Source organism: Amycolatopsis sp. NPDC051102, from assembly GCF_040682815.1.
GTDB lineage: Bacteria > Actinomycetota > Actinomycetes > Mycobacteriales > Pseudonocardiaceae > Amycolatopsis.
Map to the genome: position 1 here is coordinate 180,788 of NZ_JBFBBT010000012.1, position 25,061 is coordinate 205,848.

Annotated in this window: 23 protein-coding genes and 2 tRNA genes; 17 read left to right on the top strand and 8 right to left on the bottom strand. The window is 70.4% G+C overall.

The window, feature by feature from the left end:
• Positions 1–172: 172 nt before the first annotated feature.
• The gene (lanKC, locus tag AB0M93_RS30385; protein ID WP_364279344.1) at positions 173–2,734 is read left to right on the top strand and encodes a class III lanthionine synthetase LanKC; all 2,562 of its coding nucleotides are present in this window, start codon (positions 173–175) and stop codon (positions 2,732–2,734) included.
• Positions 2,735–3,311: 577 nt separating this feature from the next.
• On the opposite strand, the gene AB0M93_RS30390 is transcribed toward lanKC, so the two are convergent.
• Both AB0M93_RS30390 and AB0M93_RS30395 read right to left on the bottom strand, forming a co-directional pair.
• Positions 3,312–3,725: a thioesterase family protein gene (locus tag AB0M93_RS30390; protein WP_364279346.1), complete on the bottom strand. Its 414-nt coding sequence runs from the start codon at positions 3,723–3,725 to the stop codon at positions 3,312–3,314.
• Positions 3,719–4,999 carry a hydroxyacid-oxoacid transhydrogenase gene (locus AB0M93_RS30395; RefSeq protein WP_364279349.1) on the bottom strand — a complete coding sequence of 427 codons (1,281 nt, stop codon included), beginning with the start codon at positions 4,997–4,999 and terminating at the stop codon, positions 3,719–3,721. The genes AB0M93_RS30390 and AB0M93_RS30395 overlap by 7 nt, the downstream gene beginning before the upstream one ends.
• A gap of 134 nt (positions 5,000–5,133) precedes the next feature.
• On the opposite strand from AB0M93_RS30395, the gene AB0M93_RS30400 reads away from it, so the two are divergent.
• The 10 genes from AB0M93_RS30400 (at position 5,134) to AB0M93_RS30445 (ending at position 16,540) form a co-directional block, all read left to right on the top strand.
• On the top strand, positions 5,134–6,792 hold the full coding sequence (locus tag AB0M93_RS30400) for a thiamine pyrophosphate-dependent enzyme (RefSeq protein WP_364279575.1): 1,659 nt from the start codon (positions 5,134–5,136) through the stop codon (positions 6,790–6,792).
• A 213-nt stretch (positions 6,793–7,005) separates the two neighbouring features.
• On the top strand, positions 7,006–7,179 hold the full coding sequence (locus tag AB0M93_RS30405) for a hypothetical protein (RefSeq protein WP_364279352.1): 174 nt from the start codon (positions 7,006–7,008) through the stop codon (positions 7,177–7,179).
• A gap of 210 nt (positions 7,180–7,389) precedes the next feature.
• The gene (locus AB0M93_RS30410) at positions 7,390–7,593 is read left to right on the top strand and encodes a cold-shock protein (RefSeq protein WP_013222289.1); all 204 of its coding nucleotides are present in this window, start codon (positions 7,390–7,392) and stop codon (positions 7,591–7,593) included.
• 64 nt (positions 7,594–7,657) lie between these two features.
• Entirely contained in the window at positions 7,658–7,882 is a 225-nt protein-coding gene (locus AB0M93_RS30415) for a heavy-metal-associated domain-containing protein (protein WP_364279355.1), read from the top strand.
• A gap of 196 nt (positions 7,883–8,078) precedes the next feature.
• Positions 8,079–9,113: an NAD(+)/NADH kinase gene (locus AB0M93_RS30420; protein ID WP_364279357.1), complete on the top strand. Its 1,035-nt coding sequence runs from the start codon at positions 8,079–8,081 to the stop codon at positions 9,111–9,113.
• Positions 9,110–9,877 (top strand): thiamine pyrophosphate-dependent enzyme, encoded by a 768-nt coding sequence (locus AB0M93_RS30425; RefSeq protein ID WP_364279360.1) that lies wholly within the window; start codon positions 9,110–9,112, stop codon positions 9,875–9,877. The genes AB0M93_RS30420 and AB0M93_RS30425 overlap by 4 nt, the downstream gene beginning before the upstream one ends.
• 87 nt (positions 9,878–9,964) lie before the next feature.
• A complete protein-coding gene (locus AB0M93_RS30430; RefSeq protein ID WP_364279363.1) occupies positions 9,965–11,227 on the top strand; it encodes a GAF domain-containing protein in 1,263 nt (420 codons plus the stop codon).
• 234 nt (positions 11,228–11,461) lie between these two features.
• Complete coding sequence (locus AB0M93_RS30435; RefSeq protein ID WP_364279366.1) at positions 11,462–12,877, top strand: hypothetical protein; 1,416 nt, start codon at positions 11,462–11,464, stop codon at positions 12,875–12,877.
• Positions 12,874–13,848 carry a glutamate ABC transporter substrate-binding protein gene (locus AB0M93_RS30440; protein ID WP_364279369.1) on the top strand — a complete coding sequence of 325 codons (975 nt, stop codon included), beginning with the start codon at positions 12,874–12,876 and terminating at the stop codon, positions 13,846–13,848. The genes AB0M93_RS30435 and AB0M93_RS30440 overlap by 4 nt, the downstream gene beginning before the upstream one ends.
• A 55-nt stretch (positions 13,849–13,903) precedes the next feature.
• Positions 13,904–16,540, top strand: coding sequence for a tetratricopeptide repeat protein (locus AB0M93_RS30445; protein WP_364279372.1), 2,637 nt, complete (start codon positions 13,904–13,906; stop codon positions 16,538–16,540).
• Between the two features lie 45 nt (positions 16,541–16,585).
• Here the strand turns inward: AB0M93_RS30445 and AB0M93_RS30450 are convergent, their stop codons facing one another.
• Entirely contained in the window at positions 16,586–17,179 is a 594-nt protein-coding gene (locus tag AB0M93_RS30450; RefSeq protein WP_364279375.1) for a PaaI family thioesterase, read from the bottom strand.
• A 237-nt stretch (positions 17,180–17,416) separates the two neighbouring features.
• Between AB0M93_RS30450 and AB0M93_RS30455 the strand changes: the two genes are divergently transcribed.
• Complete coding sequence (locus AB0M93_RS30455) at positions 17,417–18,751, top strand: MFS transporter (protein ID WP_364279578.1); 1,335 nt, start codon at positions 17,417–17,419, stop codon at positions 18,749–18,751.
• A 96-nt stretch (positions 18,752–18,847) separates the two neighbouring features.
• On the opposite strand, the gene AB0M93_RS30460 is transcribed toward AB0M93_RS30455, so the two are convergent.
• From AB0M93_RS30460 to AB0M93_RS30475, 4 genes are all read right to left on the bottom strand, one after another.
• The gene (locus AB0M93_RS30460) at positions 18,848–19,321 is read right to left on the bottom strand and encodes a hypothetical protein (protein ID WP_364279378.1); all 474 of its coding nucleotides are present in this window, start codon (positions 19,319–19,321) and stop codon (positions 18,848–18,850) included.
• A 5-nt stretch (positions 19,322–19,326) separates the two neighbouring features.
• Positions 19,327–19,878 (bottom strand): SigE family RNA polymerase sigma factor, encoded by a 552-nt coding sequence (locus AB0M93_RS30465; RefSeq protein ID WP_364279380.1) that lies wholly within the window; start codon positions 19,876–19,878, stop codon positions 19,327–19,329.
• Positions 19,879–19,882: 4 nt separating this feature from the next.
• Positions 19,883–20,194, bottom strand: coding sequence for a hypothetical protein (locus AB0M93_RS30470; RefSeq protein ID WP_364279383.1), 312 nt, complete (start codon positions 20,192–20,194; stop codon positions 19,883–19,885).
• A gap of 179 nt (positions 20,195–20,373) precedes the next feature.
• On the bottom strand, positions 20,374–21,573 hold the full coding sequence (locus AB0M93_RS30475; protein ID WP_364279385.1) for an Ig-like domain-containing protein: 1,200 nt from the start codon (positions 21,571–21,573) through the stop codon (positions 20,374–20,376).
• A gap of 468 nt (positions 21,574–22,041) precedes the next feature.
• Between AB0M93_RS30475 and AB0M93_RS30480 the strand changes: the two genes are divergently transcribed.
• Positions 22,042–22,245, top strand: coding sequence for a cold-shock protein (locus tag AB0M93_RS30480; RefSeq protein ID WP_003097368.1), 204 nt, complete (start codon positions 22,042–22,044; stop codon positions 22,243–22,245).
• Positions 22,246–22,422: 177 nt separating this feature from the next.
• Here AB0M93_RS30480 and AB0M93_RS30485 read toward each other — a convergent pair whose 3' ends face one another.
• Positions 22,423–22,866, bottom strand: a complete 444-nt coding sequence (locus AB0M93_RS30485; RefSeq protein WP_364279388.1) for a hypothetical protein — start codon at positions 22,864–22,866, stop codon at positions 22,423–22,425.
• Between the two features lie 710 nt (positions 22,867–23,576).
• Between AB0M93_RS30485 and AB0M93_RS30490 the strand changes: the two genes are divergently transcribed.
• The 4 genes from AB0M93_RS30490 to AB0M93_RS30505 all read left to right on the top strand — a co-directional run bounded on the left by AB0M93_RS30490 (position 23,577) and on the right by AB0M93_RS30505 (position 25,042).
• Positions 23,577–23,831 carry a hypothetical protein gene (locus AB0M93_RS30490; protein ID WP_003097372.1) on the top strand — a complete coding sequence of 85 codons (255 nt, stop codon included), beginning with the start codon at positions 23,577–23,579 and terminating at the stop codon, positions 23,829–23,831.
• Between the two features lie 149 nt (positions 23,832–23,980).
• Positions 23,981–24,775, top strand: a complete 795-nt coding sequence (locus AB0M93_RS30495; protein ID WP_364279390.1) for a hypothetical protein — start codon at positions 23,981–23,983, stop codon at positions 24,773–24,775.
• 99 nt (positions 24,776–24,874) lie between these two features.
• Positions 24,875–24,947 (top strand) — tRNA-Glu (locus AB0M93_RS30500).
• Between the two features lie 21 nt (positions 24,948–24,968).
• A tRNA-Asp gene (locus tag AB0M93_RS30505) sits at positions 24,969–25,042 on the top strand.
• Positions 25,043–25,061 lie beyond the last annotated feature (19 nt).

The following is a 25,061-nucleotide window of genomic DNA, read 5'->3' on the forward strand; positions in this document are numbered from 1 at the left end:
TTCGAGAAGGTCACCCTAGGTTCGCTACCGACTGGTAAGTGCTCTTTTTGCCTACCTCGGACAGCCCAGTTGAACCGCCGGGTTGGCGGATTGGCTCAGGGCTGTTCCGCGTGGGGGAATATCCTTCTCCCGGAGCTGTGACGCCTGGGGATCGTACGGAGGGGTATCTCGGATGGACTTGCGCCACGAAGCGTTTTGCTTCGCTGACCCGTTGTTCTACGACGAACAGCAGGAAAACGGCGCGACCGTCGACGATTTCACCACGGCGCTCCCGGCGCCGGAGACCGGCTGGGCCATCACGTCCAGAGGTGTCTGGCGTGCGATGCGCCCGGTGGGACGTCTCCTTCCCGCGCAGGGCTGGAAGATCCGAGTTTCCGCTGGCCCGGACAACGCGCGCCGGGTGCTTGCGCAGGTGTTCGAGAGCTGTATCGAGCACCAGGCGGCCTACGAGCACCTCCGCTCGGCGTCCGCCTTGCTTTCACGGAACTCGAAATACGCTCCGGTCGGCTGCGCTGAGCTGGCGGTCATTTACCCGGACGACGACATTGCACTCGAGCGAGTGCTGGTGGACCTGTCGGCGCGGCTGGAAGGCGAGCACGGCCCCAGTATTCCGAGCGACCTTCGCTACGGTGACGGGCCACTCTACGTGCGTTTCGGCGCATTCGACGAACAGTGGGTCGAACATGACGGCCACCGTGTCCCCGCGGTCCGCAAGCCGGACGGCAGACTGGTGCCCGACCGGCAGGGAACGACGTTCTCCTTACCCGATTGGGTGAAGATTCCGGCCTGTTTGCAAACCAGGATCGCTGCGCTCAGGCGCGGCGTCCCGGTCCAATTTCCCTACCGGTTGGCGAGTCCTCTGCACGTCACGAGCGGCGGTGGCAGCTACCTCGCCGCCCCCAAGACGGGTGGGAACCAGGTCGTCCTCAAAGAGGCCCGTCCGTACGCCGGCCTCGACGGCGGGGGAGCTGATGCAGTCGAACGGCTTGGCCGTGAGCACGAGGTGCTCGTCCGGCTCGCCGGCATTCCCGGCGTGCCGGAGGTCGTGGAGCGGTTCGCCGTCTCGGAACGCCGTTACCTGGTGATGGAGCACATGCCGGGCACCCCGCTGGACAGCTGGTTGAGTCGCAACTACCCGCTGACCCGGCACGGCGCGACCGGTACCGACCTCTCCGCCTACGTCCGGCGCGCGCTGGACATCGTTGCGGGAGTGGAGCGGACGATCGAAGCCATCCACGCTCGCGGCATCGTGGTGGGCGACCTGCACCCGCTGAACATCCTGATCGACGAGGACCACGACGACCGGGTTTCCCTGATCGACTTCGAGACGGCGTTCGACGTCGAGTCCGGCGATCGACCTGCGCCCGGCGTGCCCGGCTTCTGCGCTCCGTACGATCGTGTCGGATTCGAGATCGACGAGTACGCGGTGGCTGCGCTGCGGCTGTCGCTGTTCCTGCCGCTCATCCCGCTGACGAAGCTCGCCCCGGCGAAGCTGCGTCGTATCGCTGGCTTCGTCGCTGGACGGTTTGCGTTGCCCGAGGGGTACGCCGATGACGCAGTCGCGGTACTGGCGCCGCGCGATTCCGACGCGGAGCTGGCACCGGTCCACACCGAGCTTGACCACGACAAACCGGACTGGTCGCTGGTCCGCAAACAGATCGTCGAGGCGATCCTGGCCAGCGCGACGCCCGCGCGTGGGGATCGGCTGTTTCCCGGGGACGTCGAGCAGTTCGAGGTTGGGGGCGCCTGTTTCGGTGTCGGTGCCGCGGGCGTGCTGCACGCCCTCGACGTCGTCGGTGCCGGACGGTTCCCCGAGCACGAACGCTGGCTGATCGAGTCAGTCCGGCGTGATCCGCCGACTCGGCCGGGCTTCTATGACGGCGGCTCCGGCATCGCCTACGTGCTGGAGAGCTTCGGGTACCACGATGAGGCCGGCGAACTGCTGGCGTCGTGCGCGCGGCTCGTCGAGCAGACCGCCGACCACTCGCTGGAGAGCGGGCTGGCCGGGATCGGGCTGACCCTGCTGCACTTCGCGACCGTCCGGCAGGACAACGAGTTCGGCCGTCAGGCGCTGACCACAGCCGTCCGGCTGGCCGAGGCGCTGGAGACGGCCGCCCCGCCGGGGAACTCCGCTCGCGCCGGCCTGCTGTCCGGCTGGTCAGGGCCCGCGCTGCTGTTCATCCGGCTTTTCGAGCGCACCGGCGAGCCGGCCTGGCTTTCGTTCGCCGACCAGGCGCTGGGCCGTGACCTCGAGGAGTGCGTCGAGGCCGACGACGGCTCGCTGCAGGTGCGCGACGGTTCGGCCCGGACGCTGCCCTGCGCCGGCGTAGGCAGTGCCGGGATTCTCCTCGTCACGGAGCAGCTGGCGCGGCACCGTCCTGGCGCCGAGGCGTGCGACAGCATCACCGCGCTGCGCGATGCCTGCCGCGGCGAGTTCGTCATGCACCCGGGGTTGCTCAACGGCCGGTGCGGGCTGGCCGTGGCGCTGGGCACGAATCCGGACACGGACCCGTCCATCCGCGCGGCGATCGAGGAGCACCTTGCGTGGCTGGCCTGGTACGCGGTGCCGTACAAAGGCGGTCTCGCGTTCCCGGGTGACCGGTTGCTGCGGCTCTCGATGGACGTCAAAACCGGCGGTGCGGGAATCCTCCTCTCGCTCGCTGCTCTGCTTGATGGCAATGAAGCACTGCCCTTCCTCGGTGGCACACCGCCCCACCTGGCTCCTGGCCGGTGACGGTGCCGCCACGACGGCCCGGGCGGGCAGCCCACCACCCAGCATCGGGTGCTCGCTGCCCGCGGTAGAGGTGCGGTCGTTGCCGGGGCGCCTTCCGGCAACGAGTCCGCGACCTCTACCTGGCCGTCTGCGGTGGTGGGGCGATTGTCGGCGGGGCGCCTTCCGGCGACGACCGCTGTTTCCACCGACCGCGTGCGGGCAGTGGTGCGTCCGCGCGCGGGACGCCTTCCGGGAACGGTCCGCAACCACTGCGAATCCACTTTGTGTCGAGCCGGCTGCTCACACCCGTGCCGCCACCGGATCGACGCCTAGGTCGCCATCCGTGTGACCAGCCGCTCCGGTGAGCCGACTGCCCGTCCACTGTGGATCGATTTCCTGCGCTTCCAGCTTATCGCCGTTGAGGGGCGCGGAAGCCGTCGGCGGAAATCTGTGGACAACTCGCCGATGTTTGCGGTGCCTGTGGACAACTCGAGCCGATCGGCCGGCTTTGTCGGTGCCGTCGTGCATCATCGGAAGTAGCCAGAAACACAGCCCGGGAACGACACCGCTGGAAAGGAGGCGAACAGGTGGGGGCACGTCATCCGGGTTGCAGGGCTTCCAGCGCCTCGCGCAACTTGCCGGTCAGCGGTGTCGGCCTGCGGGACTCGCGGTCCACGAAGACGTGCACGAAATGCCCTTCCGCGACCAGGGACTCGTCGGCGGCGTACATCCCGATCTCGTAGCGGACGCTGGACTTCCCCAGGTGCGCCACCCGCAACCCGACCCGCAACGCCCCAGGAAAGGACACCGATGCGTGATACCCGCAGTGCGACTCGACGCACAGCCCGATCACCGCCCCGGCTTCGATGTCGAGGCCGCCTTGCTCGATGAGCCACGTGTTGATCACGGTGTCCATCAGCGAGTAGTGCACGACGTTGTTGACGTGGCCGTAGACGTCGTTGTCCTTCCAGCGCAACGGCACCGTCTGCCAGTGCGGGTACCCGTTCACCACAGCGACACCGACTCGCGCAGGATGCCCGAAAGGTCGTCCGCGGACGCCTCGCGCGGTGCGGTGGCCAGCAGCCGTTGCTGCTTCAGCGTTCCCTCGACCAGGGAGTCCACATCGGACTCCGTGTAGCCGACGGCGCCGATGCCGTCCGGGATGCCGATCTGCCGCATCAGGTCGATCAGCACCGCGGGCAGGTGGTCGGCGAAGTCGCCGGGCCACTCGAAGTCGGGCGCCAGGAGGCGGGCGACACGCAGGTGGCGGTCCGGCGCTGCGCTGAAGGTGAAGCGGAACGCGGCCGGAGCGGTCAGCGAGACTGCCATGCCGTGCGGGACCATGGGTTCTTCGCCCGGGTAGCCATCCGGGTGGAAATCCCTGACCTGCCCGGCGATCGGGTACGCGTTGGCGTGCGGGATGTGCACGCCGGCGTTGCCGAACCCGAGGCCGGCGAACGTCGCGGCGAGCGCCATGGCCTCACGCGCCTTGAGGTCGGCACCGTCGCGGACGGCCGCCGGGAGGGCCCACGACAGCAGCCGCAGGGACTGCTCGGCGAACATGTCGGCCAGCGGGTTCGAACCGCAGTACGGCACGCGCTGTTCCGGGCGCTTGCGCTCGAACTCGGTGTACGGCTTGGCGGTGTAGCTCTCCGCGGCGTGGCAGAGGATGTCCATGCCGCTGGCGGCCGTCACCCCGGGTGGCTGGCTGACGGTGAGCCGCGGGTCGACGACGGCCAGGGTCGGGCGCAGCCGCAGGTGGCTGATCCCGCTTTTGACGCGCAGCGACAACACGTCGAGGACGCAGACCGTGGTGCTCTCCGAACCGGTGCCGGTGGTGGTGGGCACCGCGACCAGCGGCTTCAACGGGCGGCTCGGTGCGCGGCCGCCGCCGACGGGCGCGTTGACGTAGTCCATCAGCTCGCCGTCGTTGCTGGTCAGCAGGTTTGCGGCCTTGGCGGTGTCGATGGCCGAGCCGCCACCGACGGCGACGAAGGCGTCGTACGGGCCGGTTCCGCGGGCGAAGTCAACCGCCTTCTGCATGCTGACATCGGTGGGTTCGACGTGCACGCCGTCGAAGATCTCGGTGTCGATGCCGTAGCCGGCGATGCCTTCGGCGATGCGGTGCGGCCAGCCGGTCGCGGCCACCTGCGGGTCGGTCACCACGAGCACGCGGTGGGCGCCGTACTGGGTGAGGTCGTAGCCGATCTCGTCGCTGGCGCCGGTGCCGTACTTCAACGCCGGTGCGCCATAAGTAAAAACAGTTTCATGTTCGGTTGCGGCCAAGTCGGTGGTCCTCGCTCCCTGATCGGCTACCAGTCGGTCAAAGCGGACATTCGGCCCATCCTGGTCCGGTTTCGGTGAAGATCGCTTGACTGCACTGAATGGTGCCCGCCTAAGCTCTCCTCATTAGATACCAACTGGGAGCGACCGTCGCCCAGACGGCCGTGCGGATCCTGACCGAGGCGCGTGTCCGCCGCGTGTACGCGGTGGTCGGTGAGTCCTTCCTGGAACTGCTCGACGCCCTGCAACGCGAGCGGGAGATCACGCTGGTCTCGGCGCGGCACGACGCCGGCGCGGCGTTCATGGCGGAGGCCGAGGGCAAGCTCACCGAACGTCCCGCCGTGCTGCTCGCCAGCCGGGGGCCGAGCGCGGCGAGCCTGGCCATCGGCGTCCAGACGGCCTACCAGGACGAGACGCCCATGGTCGTCCTGCTGGAGACGCCGGCGACCGAGCCGGTGCCGTCGTCGTCCGGGGAGCTGCCGACGTCGGATCTCACCGCCATGTTCGAGTCGATCGCCAAGTCGACATTGCGGGTGACCGACCCGGACAGCCTGCCCGGGCTGCTGGCGCACGCGCTGACGACGTCCCAAGAAGGCCGGCCGGGTCCGGTCGTGCTCGGCGTGCCGTGCGACATCTGGGGCATGCCCTACGACGCGGCGAAGCCGATGGCGCGGGTCCGGCCGCCGGCGTCCGGCACGCTGGGCCGTTCGGCGGATGCCGTGGCGCAGCTGGTGGACGAGGCGAAGTACCCCGTCGTCATCGTCGGTGGGCGGGCGCGGTCGGCGCGGGACGAGCTGATCGCCGTGGCCGACGAACTCGCCCTTCCCGTCTACAACGCCTTCCGGCGGCAGGACGCCTTCCCGGAGAACCACGCCCGCTACGCCGGGCACCTCGGGCTCGGCATCCCGGCCCGGCAGCTGGACGCCCTCGAACGCGCCGACCTGGTGCTCGCGCTCGGCACCCAGCTCGACGAAGTCACCACGCAGGCCTACCGCTACCCGACCGCGCAGCAGACGCTGGTCATGGTCGGCACCGGCATCGACGTCAGCCCGAAGCGACGGGGGCTGACCTTCCGCGTCGACTCCGAGGTCGAGCCGTTCCTGCGGGAGCTGCGGGCCGTGGCGTCGCCGCGGACGCGGCGGGCTTCGGCGGCCAACGCGGCCGTCCACACCTTCATGACCCCGCCCGACACCAGCGGGAACACCCGGGTGCACCCGGTCGACGTCGTCCGCGCGCTGCGGCGGCTGGCGCCCGAGGACACCATCGTGACCAGCGACGCCGGCAACTTCGCGCAGTTCATGCACCGCTACTGGTGCTTCACGGCGCCGCGCAGCCAGCTCGGTCCGAGCAACGCCGCGATGGGCTACGCCGTGCCGGCCGCCGTGGCGGCGAAACTGGCCGAACCGCGGCGGACCGTCGTCGCCATGGTGGGGGACGCCGGGACGCTGATGACCGGGCAGGAGATCGAAACGGCCGTCCGGTACCGGGCGCCGGTCATGGTCGTCGTCTTCCAGAACGGCGTGCACGGGGCGCTCGCCATGCACCAGGCCCGCACCTACGGCAGGCTCACCGGGGTCTCCATCCCGCTGACCGACTTCGCTTCGTGGGCGCGTGGACTGGGCGCGGCCGGGTACACCGTGGACGATCGTGAAGAGCTCGAGCCCATCATCGCCAGCGCACTGGTGCGGCAGCGGCCGTGCGTCATCGACGTGCGCACCGATCCCGACGTCGTCACTCCGGACGTGCGGCTTTCGGCTCTGCTCGGCCAGGCGCGCCCGCAACCTCCCGCCCAGTAAGGATTCCGCTGCGTTTCATTCCGGAAAAGGCGGGAATGTCGTGTGGTAGCAGGGCGTTGGCTCGGGTAGCCTGGCGGTGTTCCGGTGGTGGTTCGCCGCTGAACCTTCCCGGCCGGGTCCCGGCGGGAGACAACCGGTTTCTGTCGGTGCCGCATGGCACCATCACGGTCATGACCCGCGCCGAAGCGGGCAGGGAACGAGGGGAGTTTCGACGTGACCGATCACCAGCACGCATCCGAAGCAGCGCGGAAGTCCTCCGGAGTCGTACCGGTGCTGTTCAGCGCCAGTGCCGAGGCTCACGACGACGCCGTCGTCGCCGGCGAGCACGACACCGCTTGGCGCTCGCCGTTCGCGACCGAGGGGCTGCGCCCGGCGAGTGGCGAATAGCTCACCCCGCCCGGGTGAAGACCGCTTGTCCGCCCTGGCCGATGTGTGCTTTACTGCTTATGGTCTCGATTTTTGTGTTCGTGATGCTTCACGCTCGCAGAACTCCGCGGGCGTAGTGTCTCCTCACCGAGGAAGCAAACCGTCCGGGTGCTGACCCGGGTCGCCGAAGTGGCTTCCTGTTTTTTTGGTGTTACACATGGAGATTTTTTTATGACTCAGGGCACTGTGAAGTGGTTCAACTCCGAGAAGGGGTTCGGCTTCATCACCCCCGACAACGGTGGCGGCGACGTCTTCGTTCACTACAGCGAGATCCAGGGTAACGGCTTCAAGAGCCTCGAGGAGAACGCTCGCGTCGAGTTCGAGATCGGCCAGGGCCAGAAGGGCCCGCAGGCCACGTCGGTCACCGTGATCTGACTTTGATCTTGGGAAAGGGCCGTCACCCGTTCGAGGTGGCGGCCCTTTTCGTACGCTGCGCACCATGATCGAGCACGGTTACACCGTTTCCGGGATGAGCTGCGGGCACTGCGCCCAGTCGGTCACCGAGGAAATCTCGGCGCTGCCCGGAGTCGCCGAAGTGGACGTCGACGTCCCCGGCCGCCGCGTCATCGTGCGTGCCGAAACCGCGCTGGCCGACGACGACGTCCGCGCCGCGGTCGAAGAAGCCGGCTACACCTTCGAAGGCGTTGCCGACCTCGTGCCGTAGCCCCTTTCCGGGCCTTCGTTCCGGTTGGTTCTCACCCCTCTCCCGGTTGGACAGTCCACTGACGACCAACCCGTGGGACGCGCGGGTGTGATCTGTGACGCTTCGAGCACACCCGGACACTGCAACGCCCTGCAACCCTTCCCTTCGCGCCGCCCGCGGAGTCTCCTGTTCTGCGGAGCACGACAGGGAGGTCAGGTTGGGCGAAACGGTGGCGGGGATCGTCGCGAACCCGGCTTCGGGGCGAGACATCCGTCGGCTGGTCGCGCAGGCTTCGGTGTTCCCCACCGCGGAGAAGGCGAGCATGGTCCAGCGGCTGCTGGCGGCGTTCGCCGTCACGGGCCTCGACCGCGCGCTCGTCTCGACCGATCTCGGCGGAATCTCCGCCGCGGTCCTGCGCTCGCTCGGTCGCGGCGGGACCTGGCCGAAGGTCGACTTCTGCGAGGACGATCCGATCACCGGCACCGCGGCCGACACGACGAACGCGGTGCGCCGGATGGTCGAAGCCGGGGCGGGCGTCATCGTCGTGCTCGGCGGAGACGGGACCGCCCGCGTCGCCGCCGCCGCGTGCGAAGACGTGCCGCTCCTCGCGCTCTCCAGCGGAACCAACAACGTCTTCCCGCAGATGCGGGAGGCGACCGTGGCCGGCCTGGCCGCCGGGCTGATCGCCACCGGGCAGATCGATCCCGACCTCGTTACGCACCGCGTCAGCGTGCTCGAAGTCGTCACCAAGGCCCGCCGCGAGATCGCGCTGGTCGACGTCTGCGTGTCGCTGAGCAGGCACATCGGGGCGCGGGCGCTGTGGGACCCGTCCTCGCTCACCGAGCTCTACTGCACGTTCGCCGAGCCGGACGGCATCGGCCTGTCGAGCGTGCCCGGCCAGCTCTGCCCGAGCCCGCGGTCGAGTCCGGACGGCGTCGCGCTGCAGCTCGGGCCGGTCGGGGAGACGCCGTACGTCGTGCACGCGCCGATCGCGCCCGGGCTCGTGCGGCCCGTCGGCGTGCGCGGGTGGGGACTCCTGCGGCCCGGCGTGCGCGTCGAGCTCGCGGCCGCCGGCGGTGTCATCGCGCTCGACGGCGAGCGGGAACTCGAGCTGAAGACCGGCGAGAGCGCGTTCGTCGAGCTCAAGCCGGACGGGCCGTGGGTCGTCGACGTGCGGGCGGCGATGGCGGAGGCGGCGCGGAAAGGGCTGCTGCGCACGGAGACCGATCTGGGGAAGGAGCGTCGAAGATGACTGACGCCCTGCGGGGTGCGTACCGCGTGATGTGCACCATCCGGGCCTTCGAAGAGCGGGTGCACCGGGAGTTCGCGCCAGACCAGTGCCACCGAAGCGGCGGTGAAGAAGCCGCCGCGGCCGGGGTCTGCCTGCACCTCGACGGGCGTGACGTCATCGCCGGCGCCCACCGCCGGCACGGTCACCGCATCGCCAAGGGCGTCGACATCAGGGCCATGATGGCCGAAATCCGCGGGAGCAGGACCCGCGTCCCCGACGGCACGCTCGGCGGTGTCTCCCTTCTCGTCTGCGGTGCCGCGCTCGCCGCGAAGCAGCAGAACAACGGCGGCGTCGGCGTGGCTTTCCTCGGCGAAGGCGCCGGCAGCCCGGGGACGACGTCGGAGGCGCTGAACCTCGCGTGCGCCTGGAACCTCCCGGTGATCTTCGTCGCCGAGGGCAGCGGCTACGCCGATCGGGTGGCCGCACTCGGCATGCCGGGTGTGATTGTCGACGGCTCGGACTTCTTCGCCGTGCACGAAGCGGCCGGAGAAGCGGTCGACCGCGCCCGGGCAGGCAGTGGCCCGACGCTGCTCGAAGTCGGGTCCGTCGCAGGCGGACTCGACTGCCTCAAGCGGTTCCGCTCCCGCGTCACCGACAGCGGTGAGCTGCCCGAACAGGTCCTCGACGACATCGACGCCGAAGTCGCGAAACTCATCGACGACTCGGTTTCCGCGGCGGCCGCCGCCCCGGCCGGCCTGCAGACCGACGTCTACGTCACCTACTGAAGCGGGCAAGACCGCGATGTGCGCCACCTTCCGATCACCGCATCGAAACGGCAGACTCCGGGGAGGCAGGAGCACAAGGAGCGGCAGTTGGGGCAGCGAGACCTCGAGGCGGCGTTGCCGGCCGGGGTGGATCCCCGGCGGTACGCCCGTGTCCTCGCGCAGGTGCACGAAGCGGCTCTGAGCGGCAAAGCGCTGCCCAGCCGTCCGCGGGACGTCATCGGCGCGTCCTGGCAACGCATGCGCCGCCTCGGCATGGACCCCGACAGCCGGGCCGCCGCGCCCGTCTTGAGCTTCGAACAGCTGGAGGCGCGCCGCCGCGCGAGCGGGCTGGCCGCGGCGCTGCCGACCCTGCGCGACGGCCTGATCAGCCTCGCCGAGCAGGCCGCGCACATCATGGTGATCGCCGACGCGGGTGGCGCCGTCCTCTGGCGCGACGGCAGCGCCGCGGTCCGCCGCCGCGCCGACCGGCTCGGGTTCGTCGAGGGCGTCGACTGGCAGGAAGAGTCCGTCGGCACGAACGCGATCGGCACCGCGCTGGTCGCCCGCGCCCCGGTGCAGATCTACTCGGCCGAGCACTACGTCCGGGCCCAGCACTCCTGGACCTGCGCCGCCGCGCCCCTGCACGACCCGCGCGACGGCCGGCTGCTCGGCGTCGTCGACCTCTCGGGGCCGGCCTCGACCGTCCACGCGACGACGTTGGCGCTGGTCAACGCCGTGACGCGGCTCGCGGAGTCCCAGCTGCGCACCACCCACCTGACCGAGCTGGAACGTCTTCGCGGCTTCGCCGTCCCGGTCCTGGCGAAGGTCGGTGGACGGGCCGTGGTGGCCGACGAGCATGGCTGGGTCGCCGCGGCCGCCGGGCTCGCGCCGGTCGACCGGATCGCGCTGCCCACCGGGCTCGGACCCGGCCGGGTCTGGCTGCCGGCGTTCGGTAACTGCGCGGCCGAGCCGGTGCCCGGCGGCTGGCTGCTCCGGCTGACCGAGACCGAAGCCGCGCCGCCCACCCGCGTCGTGCTCGACGTCCGGTCACCGCGCGAGCCGGAGCTCACCGTGGCCGGCGCGGCCGGAACCTGGACGCACCGGCTGAGCCCGCGCCACGCCGAGATGCTGTACGTGCTGGCCAGCCACCGCGACGGTCGGTCCGCGTCGGAACTTTCGGCGGACCTGTTCGGCGACGCCGGGCGCACGGTCACAGTCCGCGCCGAGATGTCCCGGCTGCGGCGCCACTTCGGCGGCATCCTCGGTGCGAAGCCGTACCGCTTCGCCGACGACGTCGAGGTGGTGGTCCGGCGGCCGCCGACGCCCGAAGCCGTGCTCCCGCACTCGCTCGCCCCGGCCATCCGCGGCTGACCCGCCAGTCCAAAGTGGACGCCCCAGAGCGGCCGCGACGAACGTCACTCGAACAGGTGAAGCGCGTCCGGGCGGTTTGCACGCCGAGATCACGTGCTGATGACAGCGGGCGGTGCCGGTGGCTGTGCGTGCGGCGACTCGGCTACCTTCTGCGGGTACGGCTCACAGAGCTTTTCGGGGGATCCGGGGTGGGGAAACCCGCAGCCCCGGAAGGTACGGGGAGGAATTTCGGGGATGACCAGCACTGCGACGGCCCCGGGTCCCGCGGCGCCCGCGCCGGGACCCCCACCGTCGCCACCGGACGGCCGTGACCGCGCCGGGAGCCGCAGCGGCCTGCTGGGGCTGCTCGACCTGCCCGGCCAGGGCGTCCGCGCGGTCGTCCGCTCCGCCGCGACCACGCCGGGCCGGCTCACCGTCATCGCCGTCGGGCTGGTGCTGCTCTCCCTCATCGCCGGGCTCGTCGCGACGCTGTCGGTGCAGAACCGCGACGACACGATCAGCGGCGTCATCGACCACCGCGAGCCCCTCGCCGCCGCCGCGCAGCAGGTCTACCGCTCGCTCTCGGACGCCGACGCGACCGCCGCGAGCGCGTTCCTCTCCATCGGCACCGAACCGCCGGAGCTGCGCCAGCGCTACGAGCGTGACATCGCCGAAGCCGGCGCCGCGCTCGCCAAGGCCGCGTCCGACGCCTCCGACGTCGCCGACGCGGCCCCGGTCGACGTTCTCAACCAGTCGCTGCCCGTCTACACCGGGCTCGTCGAGACCGCGCGCGCGAACAACCGGCTCGGCTACCCGGTCGGCGCGTCCTACCTCCGCGAAGCGTCCGAGCTGATGCGGGCGAAGATCCTCCCGGCCGCCCAAGACCTCTACCGCGTCGACACCGAGCGGCTGGTCGACGAGCAGGACAGCGCGACGGGCTTCCCGTGGCTCGCCACGATCCTGCTGGCCGCCCTGCTGATCGCGCTGGTCGTCGCGCAGATCTACCTCACCCGGCGCACCAACCGGCTGCTCAACGTCGGGCTCGTCGTTGCCACGGCCGCCGTCGTCGTCTCGCTGCTGTGGGGCGCGGTCGCGCTGATCGTGCAGGGCAGCCTGGTCGGCAGCGGCCAGGACGACGGCTCGCACCGCGTCGACGTGCTGGTCCGGGCGCGGATCGCGGCGCTGCAGGCCCGCGCGGACGAAACGCTGACCCTCGTCGCCCGCGGCGACGGCGGGGCGTACGAGAAGGACTTCGGCGCCAACGCGGTCCAGCTGGTCGGCCCCGACGGCCAAGGCGGCCTGCTCGGCGAGGCTCGCGGGCTGATCAAGGACGGCGAGGGCGTCACCAGGGTCGCCGACGCGACCAAGGCCGCGAACGACTGGCTCAAGGCGCACAAGGTGGTCCGCACCCAGGACGACGCCGGCCAGTACCAGGAGGCCGTCGACTTCGCCGTGCTGGAGGACAAGACCGACGGCTCGGCCCCGGCGTTCCGGCGGCTCGACGACAGCCTCCAGGCGGCCATCGACGTCGGCAGGCAGCAGTTCCTCGACGACACCCACCGCGGCGGCAACGCGCTGACGTTCCTCGCGCCCGGCCTCGCCGTGCTGGCGATCGTCGCCGCGGCCGGTGTCACCATGGGAATCCGGGAGCGACTGAGGGAGTACCGGTGAACAGGCGGGGCATCACGGTCCGGGCGGGTGTGCTGGCGGTCGTCGCGCTGCTGGCGGCGTCCTGCGGCAGCGCCGGCAAGCCGGTCGACCCGGCCCCGGTCGGCGAGGCGGCGTGGCCGCAGCCCGCGCACGTCGGCGGCCCGGACGCGGCGGCCGGCGGCGGCAGCGACACCAGCTGCAACCCGCTGGCCAGCCTGGCGCCGGACAAGGGCACGTCGATCCCCGACGGCTCGACCATGGCGAAGATCAAGGAACGCGGCAAGCTCATCGCCGGCGTCGACCAGACCACCTACCTGTTCGGCTTCCGCAACCCGACCTCGGGCAACCTCGAGGGCTTCGACATCGACCTCGTCAACGAGATCGCCCGCTCGATCTTCGGCGCGCCCGAAGGCCACGTCCAGTTCCGCGCGATCACGTCGTCGCAGCGCCAGGACGTCCTCGCGCAGCACCAGGTCGACATCGTGGTCCGGACCTACAGCATCACCTGCGCCCGCAAGAAGGACGTCCAGTTCTCCTCCGTGTACTACGTCGCCGGGCAGCGGCTGCTCGTCACGAAGGAGTCGAAGGCGACGAAGCTGGCCGACCTGAGCGGCAAGAAGGTGTGCGCGGCGAAGAAGTCGACGTCGCTGGCGAAGATCGCGACGGACCCCGCGAAGCCGGTGGCGGTCTCGGTGGACAACTGGTCGGACTGCCTGGTGATGCTCCAGCAGGGCCAGGTCGAGGCGGTGTCGACCGACGACACCATCCTCGCCGGGATGGCCGCGCAGGACCCGACGCTGCAGGTCGTGGGCGACCAGTTCACCCAGGAGAACTACGGCATCGGCGTGCCGAAGGACAACGAGGACATGGTCAAGTTCGTCAACGCCGTGCTCGAGAACATCCGCAACAGCGGCGCCTGGCAGAACAGCTACCGCCACTGGGTGGAACCGTCGCTGGGGCCGGCGTCACCGCCGCAGCCGCAGTACCAGTGAGCCGGTCGCGACTAGGATCGATTCCCGCACGTCGTCGGGGATCTGGGAGGTAGCAGTGTCGGAGGAGCCGCGCCGTCCTCGGCACGCCGCACCGGACGACCAGCCGAAGACCGCGTCGAGCTGGCAGCCGCCGCCACCGGTGCGGTGGGAGACGCCGGAGCCGTCGATCTCGGGCCGGCTCGATGACGGCGAGCGACCCGGCGGGGAGGAGACCGTCTTCCACGCTCCCGTGCGCCGTCCGCCGACGCCGCCGCGCGGCGCGCCGATCCCGGGCGCGGACGACCCGACCAAGCCGCCCGGCAGCATGAACCCGGTCGTGCCGCCGGTCCAGCCGGTGGCGACGCAGGCCGTCCGCCCGCCGCAGCCCGACGAGCCACAGCTGACGAGCGTGCTCGCGTCGCCGGCGCCGGAGACCCAGAGCATCATGCCGCCGGTGCCGCGGCCGGACACCGGCCCCGGGACCCCGCTGCCGGACCCGGGCACCGAGAGCGTCCTGCCCGAGCGCACCAGCGAAGGCCGGCACACCGGAACCGGGACGGGCACGGGAACCGGCAGCGGCTCGGGCTCCGGCCCGGGCGCGTTCCCCGGCACCTCGCGGCGGACGTCGTCCCGGACGTCGCGGTCACGCCGCGGCCGGCTCGGCGCCGGGCTGGTCGAGGTGCCGCCGGTACCCGCGCGCGACCCCGCCTCCGCCGTGCTGACGAATCCGGTGGTGTCGGAGGAAAAGCGGTTCTGCGGCACCTGCAACGCGAAGGTCGGCCGCGGCAAGGACGGCGAACCCGGTTCCCCGGAAGGGAAGTGCGAGAACTGCGGCGCGCCGTTTTCGTTCGTCCCGAAGCTGCAGCCGCACGAGCTCGTCGGCGGCCAGTACGAAGTCCTCGGCGCGATCGCCTACGGCGGCCTCGGCTGGATTTACCTGGCACAGGACCACAACGTCAGCGACCGCTGGGTCGTCCTCAAAGGACTGATCGACACCGGTGACGCGACGGCGATGGCGGCCGCGGCCAACGAGCAGCGGTTCCTCGCCGAGGTCGAGCACCCGAACATCGTCAAGATCCACAACTTCGTGCAGCACCCGGACGCCCACAGCGGGACGACCACCGGCTACATCGTCATGGAGTACGTCGGCGGCCAGTCGCTGCGGCAGCTCGCGCTGGCGCACCACCGGGAAAGCCGCCGTCCGGAGCCGCTGCCGATCGGCCAGGTCATCGCGTACGGGCTGGAAATCCTGCCCGCGCTCGGCTACCTGCACAGCCAGGGCCTGCTCTACTGCGACCTCAAGCCCGACAACGTCATCCAGACCAACGAGCAGCTGAAGCTGATCGACCTCGGCGCGGTCCGCCGCACCGACGACTACGAGAGCCCGCTGTTCTTCACCACCGGCTACAGCGCGCCGGAACTGCCGACGCAGGGCGCGTCGATCGCGTCGGACCTGTTCACCGTCGGCCGCACGCTCGCCGTGCTGAGCTTCGAGTTCACCGGCTACACCACCAAGTTCAAGACGACCCTGCCCGGCCCGGACACCGTCCCGCTGTTCGCGCTCTTCGGTTCCTACTACCGGTTCCTGCGGCGCGCGACGCACGCCGACCCGGACCGGCGGTTCCTCTCCGCCGAGGAGATGGCCGACCAGCTCACCGGCGTGCTGCGCGAAATCATGGCGCTCGGCACCGGCAAGCCGCGGCCCGGCGCGTCCACGGTGTTCGGCCCGGAGAGCCGCACCTTCGGCGTGCAGCTCGTGGTGCCGGAGGCCGGCGCCAGCGTGCCGCTGCCCGGTGCGGACGAGGTCGTCGCCGGCCTGCCGATCCCGCAGGTCGACACGGACGACCCGGCGGCGGGCGTGCTCGCCACCACGACCGCGCTCGACCCGCGCGCCGCCATCGAGGCGCTGGCCGGCGCGCCGCGGGAGTCCATCGAGGTCCGGCTGCGGATCGTCCGCGCCCGGATCGAGCTCGGCGAGCTCGCGGAGGCGCAGCGGCAGCTGCAGGCGGCGCAGTACCTGGCGATCAAGAACGGCTTCCCGCACGACTGGCGGATCGACTGGTACCGCGGCCTGATCGAGCTGGCCGGCGGCCGTTCGCGGGTGGCGCACGTCGCGTTCGAAGCGGTGTACGACGACCTGCCGGGCGAGATCGCCCCGAAGCTCGCCCTGGGCATCAGCGCCGAAGGCGTCGGCGACTACTTCGCCGCCGCGCGGTTCTACGAGCTGGTGTGGCGCACCGACCGCACGTACGTCAGCGCCGCGTTCGGCCTCGCCCGCGTGTACCTCGCGCAGGGCGCGCGGGCGAGCGCGGTGGAGGTGCTCGAGACGGTGCCGCCGTCGTCGACCCACTACGTCGACGCGCAGGTCGCCGCGATCAAGATCAAGACGACCGCGACCAAGGCGAACGGCCGTGAGACACCGGTCACCGAGCACGACCTGCTCGACGCGTCGGCCCGGCTCGAACGGCTCCGCCTGGACGTCGAACGCCAGACCCAGCTGAGCGCGAACGTGCTCGAAGCCGCCCACGAGTGGCTCAAGCAGGGAAAGCCGACGCCGGGCGCACGGGTGCTGGGCTGCCCGCTCGAGGAACGCGAACTGCGGTTCGGCCTCGAGCGGTGCTACCGGGCTTTGGCCCGCCTGGCAGCGACGATCGAGCAGCGCGTCGAGCTGGTCGACCGGGCGAACGCCATCCGGCCCCGGACGCTCACCTGAGCCCGGAAGCGGCACTTTCACGTGAAAGTGCCGCTTCCGGCGCGGTCAGGGGTTGATCTCCCAGTCGCGCTTGCCGCGCTCCCGCTGGTTCTTCGCGCGCTGCGCGGCGAGCTTCTCCAGGGCTTCGGGGTCGCCGTGCGTGCTGAAGTGCTCGAAGCCCACGACGACGAACAACGCCCGCGCGCTCACCGCGATCGGGCCGTCCTCGGCGTCCAGGCGGCCGTTCGCGCTCACGTAGATCTTGCGGCCCGCGATGCCGTCCAGGCGCGTCTCGATGAACAGCGTCGAACCGACCGGGACCGGCCGCCGGAAGTCCGTCTCGAGCTTGCCGGTCACCGCCGGGCGGCGCATCAGGTTGCCGACCGTCGAGCCGAGGGCCTCGTCGAACGCGCAGGCCAGCAGGCCGCCGTGGGCGAGGCCCGGCGCGCCCTGGTGGGCCGCGGTGACCGTGAACCGCGAGTGCACGACCTGGCCCTCGCCGACGGTCGAGCGCAGGTGCAGCCCCGCGTCGGCCTCGTCGCCGCAGCCGAAGCACTCGGCGAAGTGCACACCGAGCTCCGTGCCCGGTGCCGGCGCCTTCGGGTGCGGGAGCGCCGGCTCCACGGCCACCGGCGGCCAGGGTTGAGAAACACGACTCATGCGCTGACGTTAACCCGCGGGTAGCCGGCCGCTGCGCGCGACCCGAGCCGGACGCAAGCCACCTACGTCTCTCGGTAGCCGGAAAGTTCCCCACCGTAACCGGTTCACGGCTCAGACTGCCGACCTGCGACAGCCGGTCGACACTGGGCCGATGAGCTCGAACGGCCCAGTGGGCACTGCACGGGAGGAGTCGTCGCCGGCATGAGCGAACCAGCAGCAACGACGGGCAAACCGTCAGTGGACGAGAGAACCGTCAAGCGCGCGGTGTGGGCGTCGGCCATGGGTAACGCCACCGAGTGGTACGACTACGGCGTCTTCACCTCGGGCGCGATCGCCACCAGCATCGGCACGCTGTTCTTCCCCGGTGAAGGCAACGCGGTCCTGAAGTCGCTGGCGCTGCTCGCGGTCGGGTTCATCGTGCGGCCGTTCGGCGGCGCGTTCTTCGGGCCGCTCGGCGACAAGATCGGCCGCAAGCGCGTCCTCGCCGTCACGATCCTGCTGATGTCCGGCTGCACGTTCCTCGTCGGCGTCCTGCCGACGTACTCCGGCGGCTACAGCATGGGCATCGCGGCGCCGATCGCGATCCTGCTGCTCCGGATCATCCAGGGCTTCTCCACCGGCGGTGAGTACGGCGGAGCGGCGACGTTCATCGCCGAGTACTCGCCGACGAAGCGCCGCGGCTTCTTCGGCAGCTTCCTCGAACTCGGCACGCTGGCCGGTTACGTGCTCGGCAACCTGGTCGTGCTGTCGGTGACGCTGTCCCTGTCGCCGGCGCAGGTCGACGCCTGGGGCTGGCGGATCCCGTTCTTCGTCGCGCTGCCGCTCGGCCTGATCGGGCTCTACCTGCGGAACAAGCTCGAGGACACCCCCGAGTTCCGCCGGATGGAGGCCGCGGGCGAAGCGCCGAAGAAGGCGCCGCTGAAGGAGATCTTCGTCCGCAACTGGCGGATGATCCTCAATTTGATCGGCATCGTGCTGCTGCTGAACGTCGCGGACTACCTGCTGCTGACGACGATGCCGACGTACTTCACGGACACGCTGAAGATCAACGACAACACCTCGACGCTGATCATCATCGCGGTCGAGGTCATCCAGATGGCGATCATCATCCCGCTCGGGGCGCTGTCGGACCGGATCGGCCGGAAACCGCTGCTGCTCACCGCGGCCATCGGGTTCCTGGTGCTGAGCTGGCCCAGCCTCAAGCTGATGCAGTCCGGCAGCATCCTGTGGCTGTTCGTCGGGTTCCTCATCGTGGCGATCCTGCTGGTCCTGATCCTCGCGGTGATCGGCTCGACGTTCCCGGCGATGTTCCCCACCCGGGTGCGCTACGGCTCGTTCGCGATCGGCTACAACATCTCGACGTCGCTGTTCGGCGGCACCGCCGGGGTCATCGTGACGGCGCTGATCAAGAGCACCGGCAACGAGGACTGGCCGGCGTACTACCTGATGGCGGCGGCGCTGATCGCGATCATCCCGATCATCAGGATCCCGGAGACGTCGCAGGTGCCGATGGAGCAGATCGACGCCGAGGACAACACCGGCGACCTGGCCTCCGCGGCTGCTCGACGCTGAGCGACCGCCGGAATTGCGGGTGCCCCGTCCGGATCACCGGGCGGGGCACCGGCGCGCCGGGGGCCGGTTCGGGGTGGTGCTCCACCCCGAACCGGGTCAGCGGACCGTCGTGCCCACCGTCGGCTGACCCGGCCGGGACTCGACCGGAGCGATGGAGGGCGTCGAGCGGGAGGTCGACCGCGGGCCCGCGGACGGCACCTGGGGGATCGACGTCCGCTGGGGGCGTGACCGGGTCGGGTCCGGCTGGGCCGACGGCCGCGCGATCGACGTCGCCGGGACGTCGATCGGTGGCGGGGGCGGGACGGTGGGCGACGTGGTGGCGACCGTGGACAGCCCGGGGCCGGCCGGCTGCACCGGCTCCGGCGGCCCGACGCGGTGACCGGCCAGGAAACCGGCCACCGCGAGGACGACCGCCGTCGCGGCCGAGGTGCCCGCGACCGCCAGGCGTTTGCGCCGTCGCCGGACCCGCCCGCCGCGCTCGATGAGGTCGGCGGCGTCGAGGCGCATCGGCGGCTGCGGGCCGCCGGCCACGCCGGTCAGGATCGCGCGGACGTCGTCTTCGGAGTCCATGTTCGTCACCTCCCCTCCGTGGGTGCGCTGAACGTCAGCGCACCGTAGTGCGGGCCGAGCCGTTTGCGCAGCGTGGCCAGGCCCCGGGAGGCCTGGGACTTCACCGTGCCGGTGCTGCAGCCGAGCGCCTGCGCCGTCTCTTCGACGCTCAGGTCTTCGAAGTACCGCAGCACCAGCACGGCGCGCTGCTTGGGGGCCAGGACCGCCAGCGCCTGCCGGACCAGCGCGTCCTGTTCACCCGCGGGTTCCGCCGGGAGTTCCGGCGGGGTGTCGGTGAGCCGCTCCCGTTTCCACCTGCTGCGCCGGTGCTCGGCGAGGAACGTGCGCAGGACGACCTTGCGCGCGTAGGCGTCCAGCGCGTCGTGCCGCGACAGCCTCGGCCAGGCGAGGTAGAGCTTGAGCAACGCGGCCTGCGTGAGGTCCTCGGCCTGGTGCCAGTCCCCGCAGAGCAGGAAGGCGGTCGAGCGCAGGCTGTGCGCGCGCTCGCCGAAGTACCGGGCGAACTCGCCGTCCCACGGCGAGCCCGGCCCGGTCGACGGACGGGAGCGGGAGATCACCTGGTTACCGGGTCTCCCACACGGCCGGCAGGTGCAGGTCACCGGTCGGGCCGGCCGGGACGGCGCGGGGGACGCGGGGCGCCGGGCCCGTGCGCGGCACCGTCGTGTCGCGGGGGCCGGGAACGGCGATCGGCGCCTGCGGGCGGGTGCGGGTGGTGGCCGGGGCCGGCGCCACGGTCGGCTCGCCCGGCCGGGTCACCTGGGTCTGGGTCGGCTGGGCCGGCGCCTGCGCGTCCGAAGCCAGCGCGATGCCACCGGTCAGGGCGCCACCGGCGAGCACGAGCGCGCCGAGGGTCAGGGCGATGCGGATACGCAAGACAGCTCCTCATTCTCGCGGGCGCGGCTGGGATCGCTGCGCCTCTGCCCTTAGTCATGCGGCGGGTGATCACCGGGGTTGCATCGGATTGCGCGGGTTTTCGCGGGACGTCCGGGAAACACGAACGGCCGGGAAGCCCGCACTGGACTTCCCGGCCGCCCGGTGTTCCCCGGTGGTTTTCAGCCGGCGAGGGCCGACAGCTTCTGCCAGCTCGCCCAGTCGTAGGTCCAGTCGCTGTAGTCGCCGTCCTTGGCGGTCAGCGTCTGCGTGCTGCCGGTGATCTCGACCGGGTCGCCGGTGAGCACGCCGTCGTAGTACTCCTTGGCCCGCGCCGGCGAGAGGTTCAGGCAGCCGTGCGAGATGTTCTTCTTGCCCTGCGCCCAGACCGAAGCGGCCAGGCCGTGGATGAACTCGCCGTTGTTGGAGATCCGGACCGCCCACGGCACCACGACGTTCTCGTAGTGGTACTTCGGGTTGCTCATCGCGTAGGTGGCCTGCTTGCCCATGACGACGTGCACGCCGCTGTGGGTCACGCGGCCCGGGTCGGAGTCGAGGCCGTAGCTCACCGGGTAGTCCGCGATCTGCTGGCCGTCGCGGATCACCTGCATGGTGTGCTGCGTGGTATTGCCCTTGACGATCTGGGAGCGGCCGATGGCGAAGCTGGCCGACACGTCCTGCTTGCCGTAGACGCCGTCGCCGATCTTGACGCCGTAGATCTTGGCGTTGACCTTCACCTGCGTGTTGGGCTTGAAGTACTCCTTCGGCCGCCAGTGCACCGTGGTGTCGCCGTTCAGCCACGCCCAGGAGCCTTCGGTCTTCGGCGTCGTCTCGACCGACAGCGCCTTCTCGACCGATGCCTTGTCGGTGACGCGGCTCGGGAAGGTCAGCGCGATCGGCATCGCGATGCCGTAGGTCTGGCCGTCGCCGACGTTCAGGCTGGCCGCCATCTGGCGCTTCGGCTTGACGGTGGTGAACGCGCCGGCGATGGGCACGTTCTTGCCGTCGGCACCCTGCGCCTGGCCGGACCAGGTGTAGGTCTTGCCGTAGCCGAGCTGTTCGGTGGTGCTCCAGCTCTTCTTGTCGGCCGACGCCTGTCCCTGGACCTGCTTGCCGTCCGGGTTGGTCAGCGTCACCGAGACGATCGTGCCGTCGCTGATCTGGACGCCGACCGGTTCGCCGGGCGCGACGTCCTGGGCACCGCCCGCCGGCGTCACCGTCAGTTTCGCGGGCTGCGCGGTGGGCGCGGGCGAGCTGGTCGGACCGCCTCCCGACGTGCCGCTCGCCGAGACCGTCGGCTCGCTGCTGCACGCCCCCAGCGTCAACACTGCGACCAAGCCCAATGCCACAGCAGCGCCCCGGCGCCGCGTGGAAGTCCTCACCGTCACACCTATTCCCCTTTGCCCCTTTGGTGCTTCCCCTCTTCGAGACGCCTCACGGACCGTACACGTTGAGCAACCATTACGTGACGCGCGTCACAGTGGCCGGTGCAGCCTCTCACTAAGGGGGCACGACCGACTCCGAGCCGTATCCGGTGATCACGGTGTCGATGCGCTGCGCAAGACTAGCCCGCGGGGGTCGCGGAACGGGGCGCGAGCCCTACGACGTTCCGGTGACCTTGGTGCGCACAGGCGGTTTTCGCCTCGATCACGGGGTTCAACTTTGGCCAGATCCCGGTAGTCTGCTCTCAGGCCGTCGTTTTGCGTGTTCGTGGCTTCACACTCGCGGAACTTCTGACGCGAGCCATGGAGCCGAACCGCTCTTGACTCGTCTCGTTGGAACCGCCCGGGACGGTCGGGGTGCCGCTTCGGTGGCATTCGAAGCGGATCTGTGTAACGAGGAGTACAGCGGTGGCGCAAGGCACTGTGAAGTGGTTCAACGCGGAGAAGGGCTTCGGCTTCATCGCGCAGGACGGCGGCGAAGGCGACGTGTTCGTTCACTACTCGGAGATCGAGGGCCGCGGCTTCCGCACCCTCGAGGAGAACCAGCGGGTGGAGTTCGAGGTCGGCCAGGGTCAGAAGGGTCCGCAGGCCCAGAAGGTCCGCGCGATCTGACGACCGAGGCTTGTTCTGGTTAGCGCGCCGCGCCCCGAACGCAGACCGCTGGGTCCGTACGGAAGTCAAGCGGCGTGCGACGGCTGAATGAGTCTCACAGGCCCTCTGCGTTCAAAGGCCTGAGTGAAGGGCCCCCGGCGATCCCGCCGGGGGCCCTTTCTCGTGGCGTGGGCGGGCTCAGCGGTGCCCGAGGGCCGGCGCGTCGAAGGCGTCGGCGGGGAAGTGGAACTCGTCGGTGAGGTCGCTGACCTCGAGGTCGCCGGCCTGCTGCCGCTGGTCCTGCAGCGACGAAGCCTGGCCTTCCCAGTTGAGCCGCTCGAGGATCCACTCCTGGGCGAGCGCCTGGGGCGAGATCTGCCGCTCGGCGGCGATGTCCTTGAGCTGCTGGCTGGCGATGAGGCTCATCCGCAGCTGGTAGACCTGCGCCTCGCCGAACCGCTTGCCGGAGCCGGTGCTCTCGAGGTCGTTGTCCGGGGCGAGCGCCGCGAGGTACGACGTGAGCTCGGTGTCCTCGACGACACCATCGTCCGCAGGCTTCGCGGCACCACGATGACGACCGGAAGACGCGGCGGCTTTCAGGTTCGTGCGGCTGCTGAGGCGGCCAAGGGAGGGAAGAGGCACGAACGCCACGATAACGTTTAGATCTCGCCACACAAACCACTGTGAGCTACAACACGCCAACAACCCCACCCATTCAGCCCAAACCCCACCCATCAGGCCCAACCCCCCACAACACAAAGCAACCCCCACCTAACCCACCGAGTCGATCACCCTCAGCCCACGCGTGATCCACGAGCCATCACACGTGACCCAAAGGACCTGACGCGTGACCCCAAAGGCATCACGCCCACCTCTGCACGCAACCACCGCCGCAAGGGCGCGCAGCGCCCGAAGCGAAACGGGACAACGCTGGAAGCCGAGCGGGAGGCACCGTGGGGGGTCCGGGGGGCTCGGCCCCCCGGGCGGTACGCCGAAATGCTTGGCCCGCGGAGGGCGAAGCCCGAGCAGGGCCAAGAAATGGAGGACCCCCGCGCCAGGGGGAGGAACGCGGGGGTCGGAGGGGATCTCCACAGGCGCTGACCGGGGGTGTGTCAGCACTTCGATTGTTGCACGACTTGGGTGGTTGGGCGAGTGGAGAGCGGGAAATTTCCCCGTGTGGTGTCACTTTGCGGGGGTGGGTGACGCTCGTTCGGCTGGGTTCTTCTTCGGGGGTGCTGATTGCGCTGCGTTGAGCGGAGCGTGGCCTCAGGTTCACTCTCCGGGGGGCTGTGTGTGGTGGCCGGTGCTGGTTAGCCTCGCGGCCAAGCTGTTGTGAGCCGTATGGAGGGGCTATGAGCGGGTCTGTTGAAGTGCGGCAGTTCCTCCTTCGGTACGAAGGTGCCGATGGGGGGAGTGCTCCGTTTGCCGGGGCGTTGCCGGCTCAGCGAAGCGGGGCGGCCGATGCGCAGCGGGTGTCGGATGATCAGGTCCGGCGGGCTCGGCTGGCGGTGGCGCATGGTGCGCTGGGGGTCGAGGACTGTGTTCAGTTGCTGGAGATGCTGGGCCTGAACCTGGATGAGGACGGGCAGGCGCCGGTTCAGCGTTGAGCGGGTGGGCCCGGCGGTTGTGCTGGGCCTGTTCCGTGATATTTCCGCAGGTTCGGCCGCTTTTCCGGTAGTGGTTGGCGAGCTGGTGCCCGCTGCTTGACCCTCGTTTCGTAACAGTGTTACGGTCGTCGTGTCGAAAGGGGACGGCCATGACGGCGATCGAGGGTGTGGCGGGGCTGGCGAACCGGATCAGACCGGTCGTGCAGGTGCTGGGCGGGAAGTTCATGACGTCGCCGGAGCTGGCGGCGGTCGAGGCGGAAGCCGGGCTTCCGGCGCGTTCGCTGTACCTCCGCGGGCGGTCCGCGGTGCTCGGCGACGTGCCGCCGAAGGTGGCCGCCGAGCTGTTCGGCATCTTCCCGCACTGGCTGTTCGAGTACGTCCTTCCCGCGGCGACGGCCGTCCTCGACGCACCCGCCGCGGTACGCGCCTACGCGGAGTCATCGGCGCGGTGGTCCCGCGTCCACCTTTCGGCGGTATCGGAACCCGGTCGCCTCGCCGAGTTGCTGTTCCGCGTGGTGGACACCGCGGACGCCAGCGGGCTGGCGCTCTTCGCCGGCTGGAAGAACGCCGAGCGACCCTCGGGTGACGTCGAACGCCTCGGCTTCGCGCTGATGGTCTTCCGCGAGCTGCGCGGCGGCCTCCACTTCGCCGCGCTGCGCGCGCTGGGCATGTCGGTGCCGGAAGCGGTGATCGCGGACCCGGAGGGCGGCCGCGAGCGGCTCCTGCGCACGGCGTGGCCCGAGGACGCGGCGAACGAGCTGACGGCGGCGGCGGAGCGCAAGCCGGACCTGCGCGACCGCTGGCGGCAGGCGGAGGCCCTGACCGACGACCGGATCGGCGAACTGCTCGCGTCGGCCCTGCCCGAGCCGGAGCGGGCCGAGCTGGCTCGCCGCCTGGCGGAACTGGCGGCGTTTGCGCAGCTCCCAGGCTCGCCGGAGGCTTAAGGAACCCCCGGTGCAAAGCGGTGGCGGCGTGCCCTATGCTTGTAATCGCTCCCAGGGGAACCTGAGAGCGCGGTCGGTCGGTCACCCGAAACCGACCGGGCTCCCATCGTTCAGCGGCCTAGGACTCCGCCCTTTCAAGGCGGCAACGCGGGTTCGAATCCCGTTGGGAGTACGCAGTACTGTAGTAAAGCAAGGCCCTGTGGCGCAGTTGGTTAGCGCGTCGCCCTGTCACGGCGAAGGTCGCGGGTTCGAGTCCCGTCAGGGTCGCAAGATCGTTCGGCCCCTT

Coding starts and splice junctions, on each gene's coding strand:
- AB0M93_RS30415 (WP_364279355.1), top strand. CDS start 7,658: ATGATCGAGCACGGTTACACCGTTTCCGGGATGAGCTGCGGGCACTGC.
- AB0M93_RS30410 (WP_013222289.1), top strand. CDS start 7,390: ATGACTCAGGGCACTGTGAAGTGGTTCAACTCCGAGAAGGGGTTCGGC.
- AB0M93_RS30490 (WP_003097372.1), top strand. CDS start 23,577: ATGAGCGGGTCTGTTGAAGTGCGGCAGTTCCTCCTTCGGTACGAAGGT.
- AB0M93_RS30495 (WP_364279390.1), top strand. CDS start 23,981: ATGACGGCGATCGAGGGTGTGGCGGGGCTGGCGAACCGGATCAGACCG.
- AB0M93_RS30425 (WP_364279360.1), top strand. CDS start 9,110: ATGACTGACGCCCTGCGGGGTGCGTACCGCGTGATGTGCACCATCCGG.
- AB0M93_RS30460 (WP_364279378.1), bottom strand. CDS start 19,321: ATGGACTCCGAAGACGACGTCCGCGCGATCCTGACCGGCGTGGCCGGC.
- lanKC (WP_364279344.1), top strand. CDS start 173: ATGGACTTGCGCCACGAAGCGTTTTGCTTCGCTGACCCGTTGTTCTAC.
- AB0M93_RS30450 (WP_364279375.1), bottom strand. CDS start 17,179: ATGAGTCGTGTTTCTCAACCCTGGCCGCCGGTGGCCGTGGAGCCGGCG.
- AB0M93_RS30435 (WP_364279366.1), top strand. CDS start 11,462: ATGACCAGCACTGCGACGGCCCCGGGTCCCGCGGCGCCCGCGCCGGGA.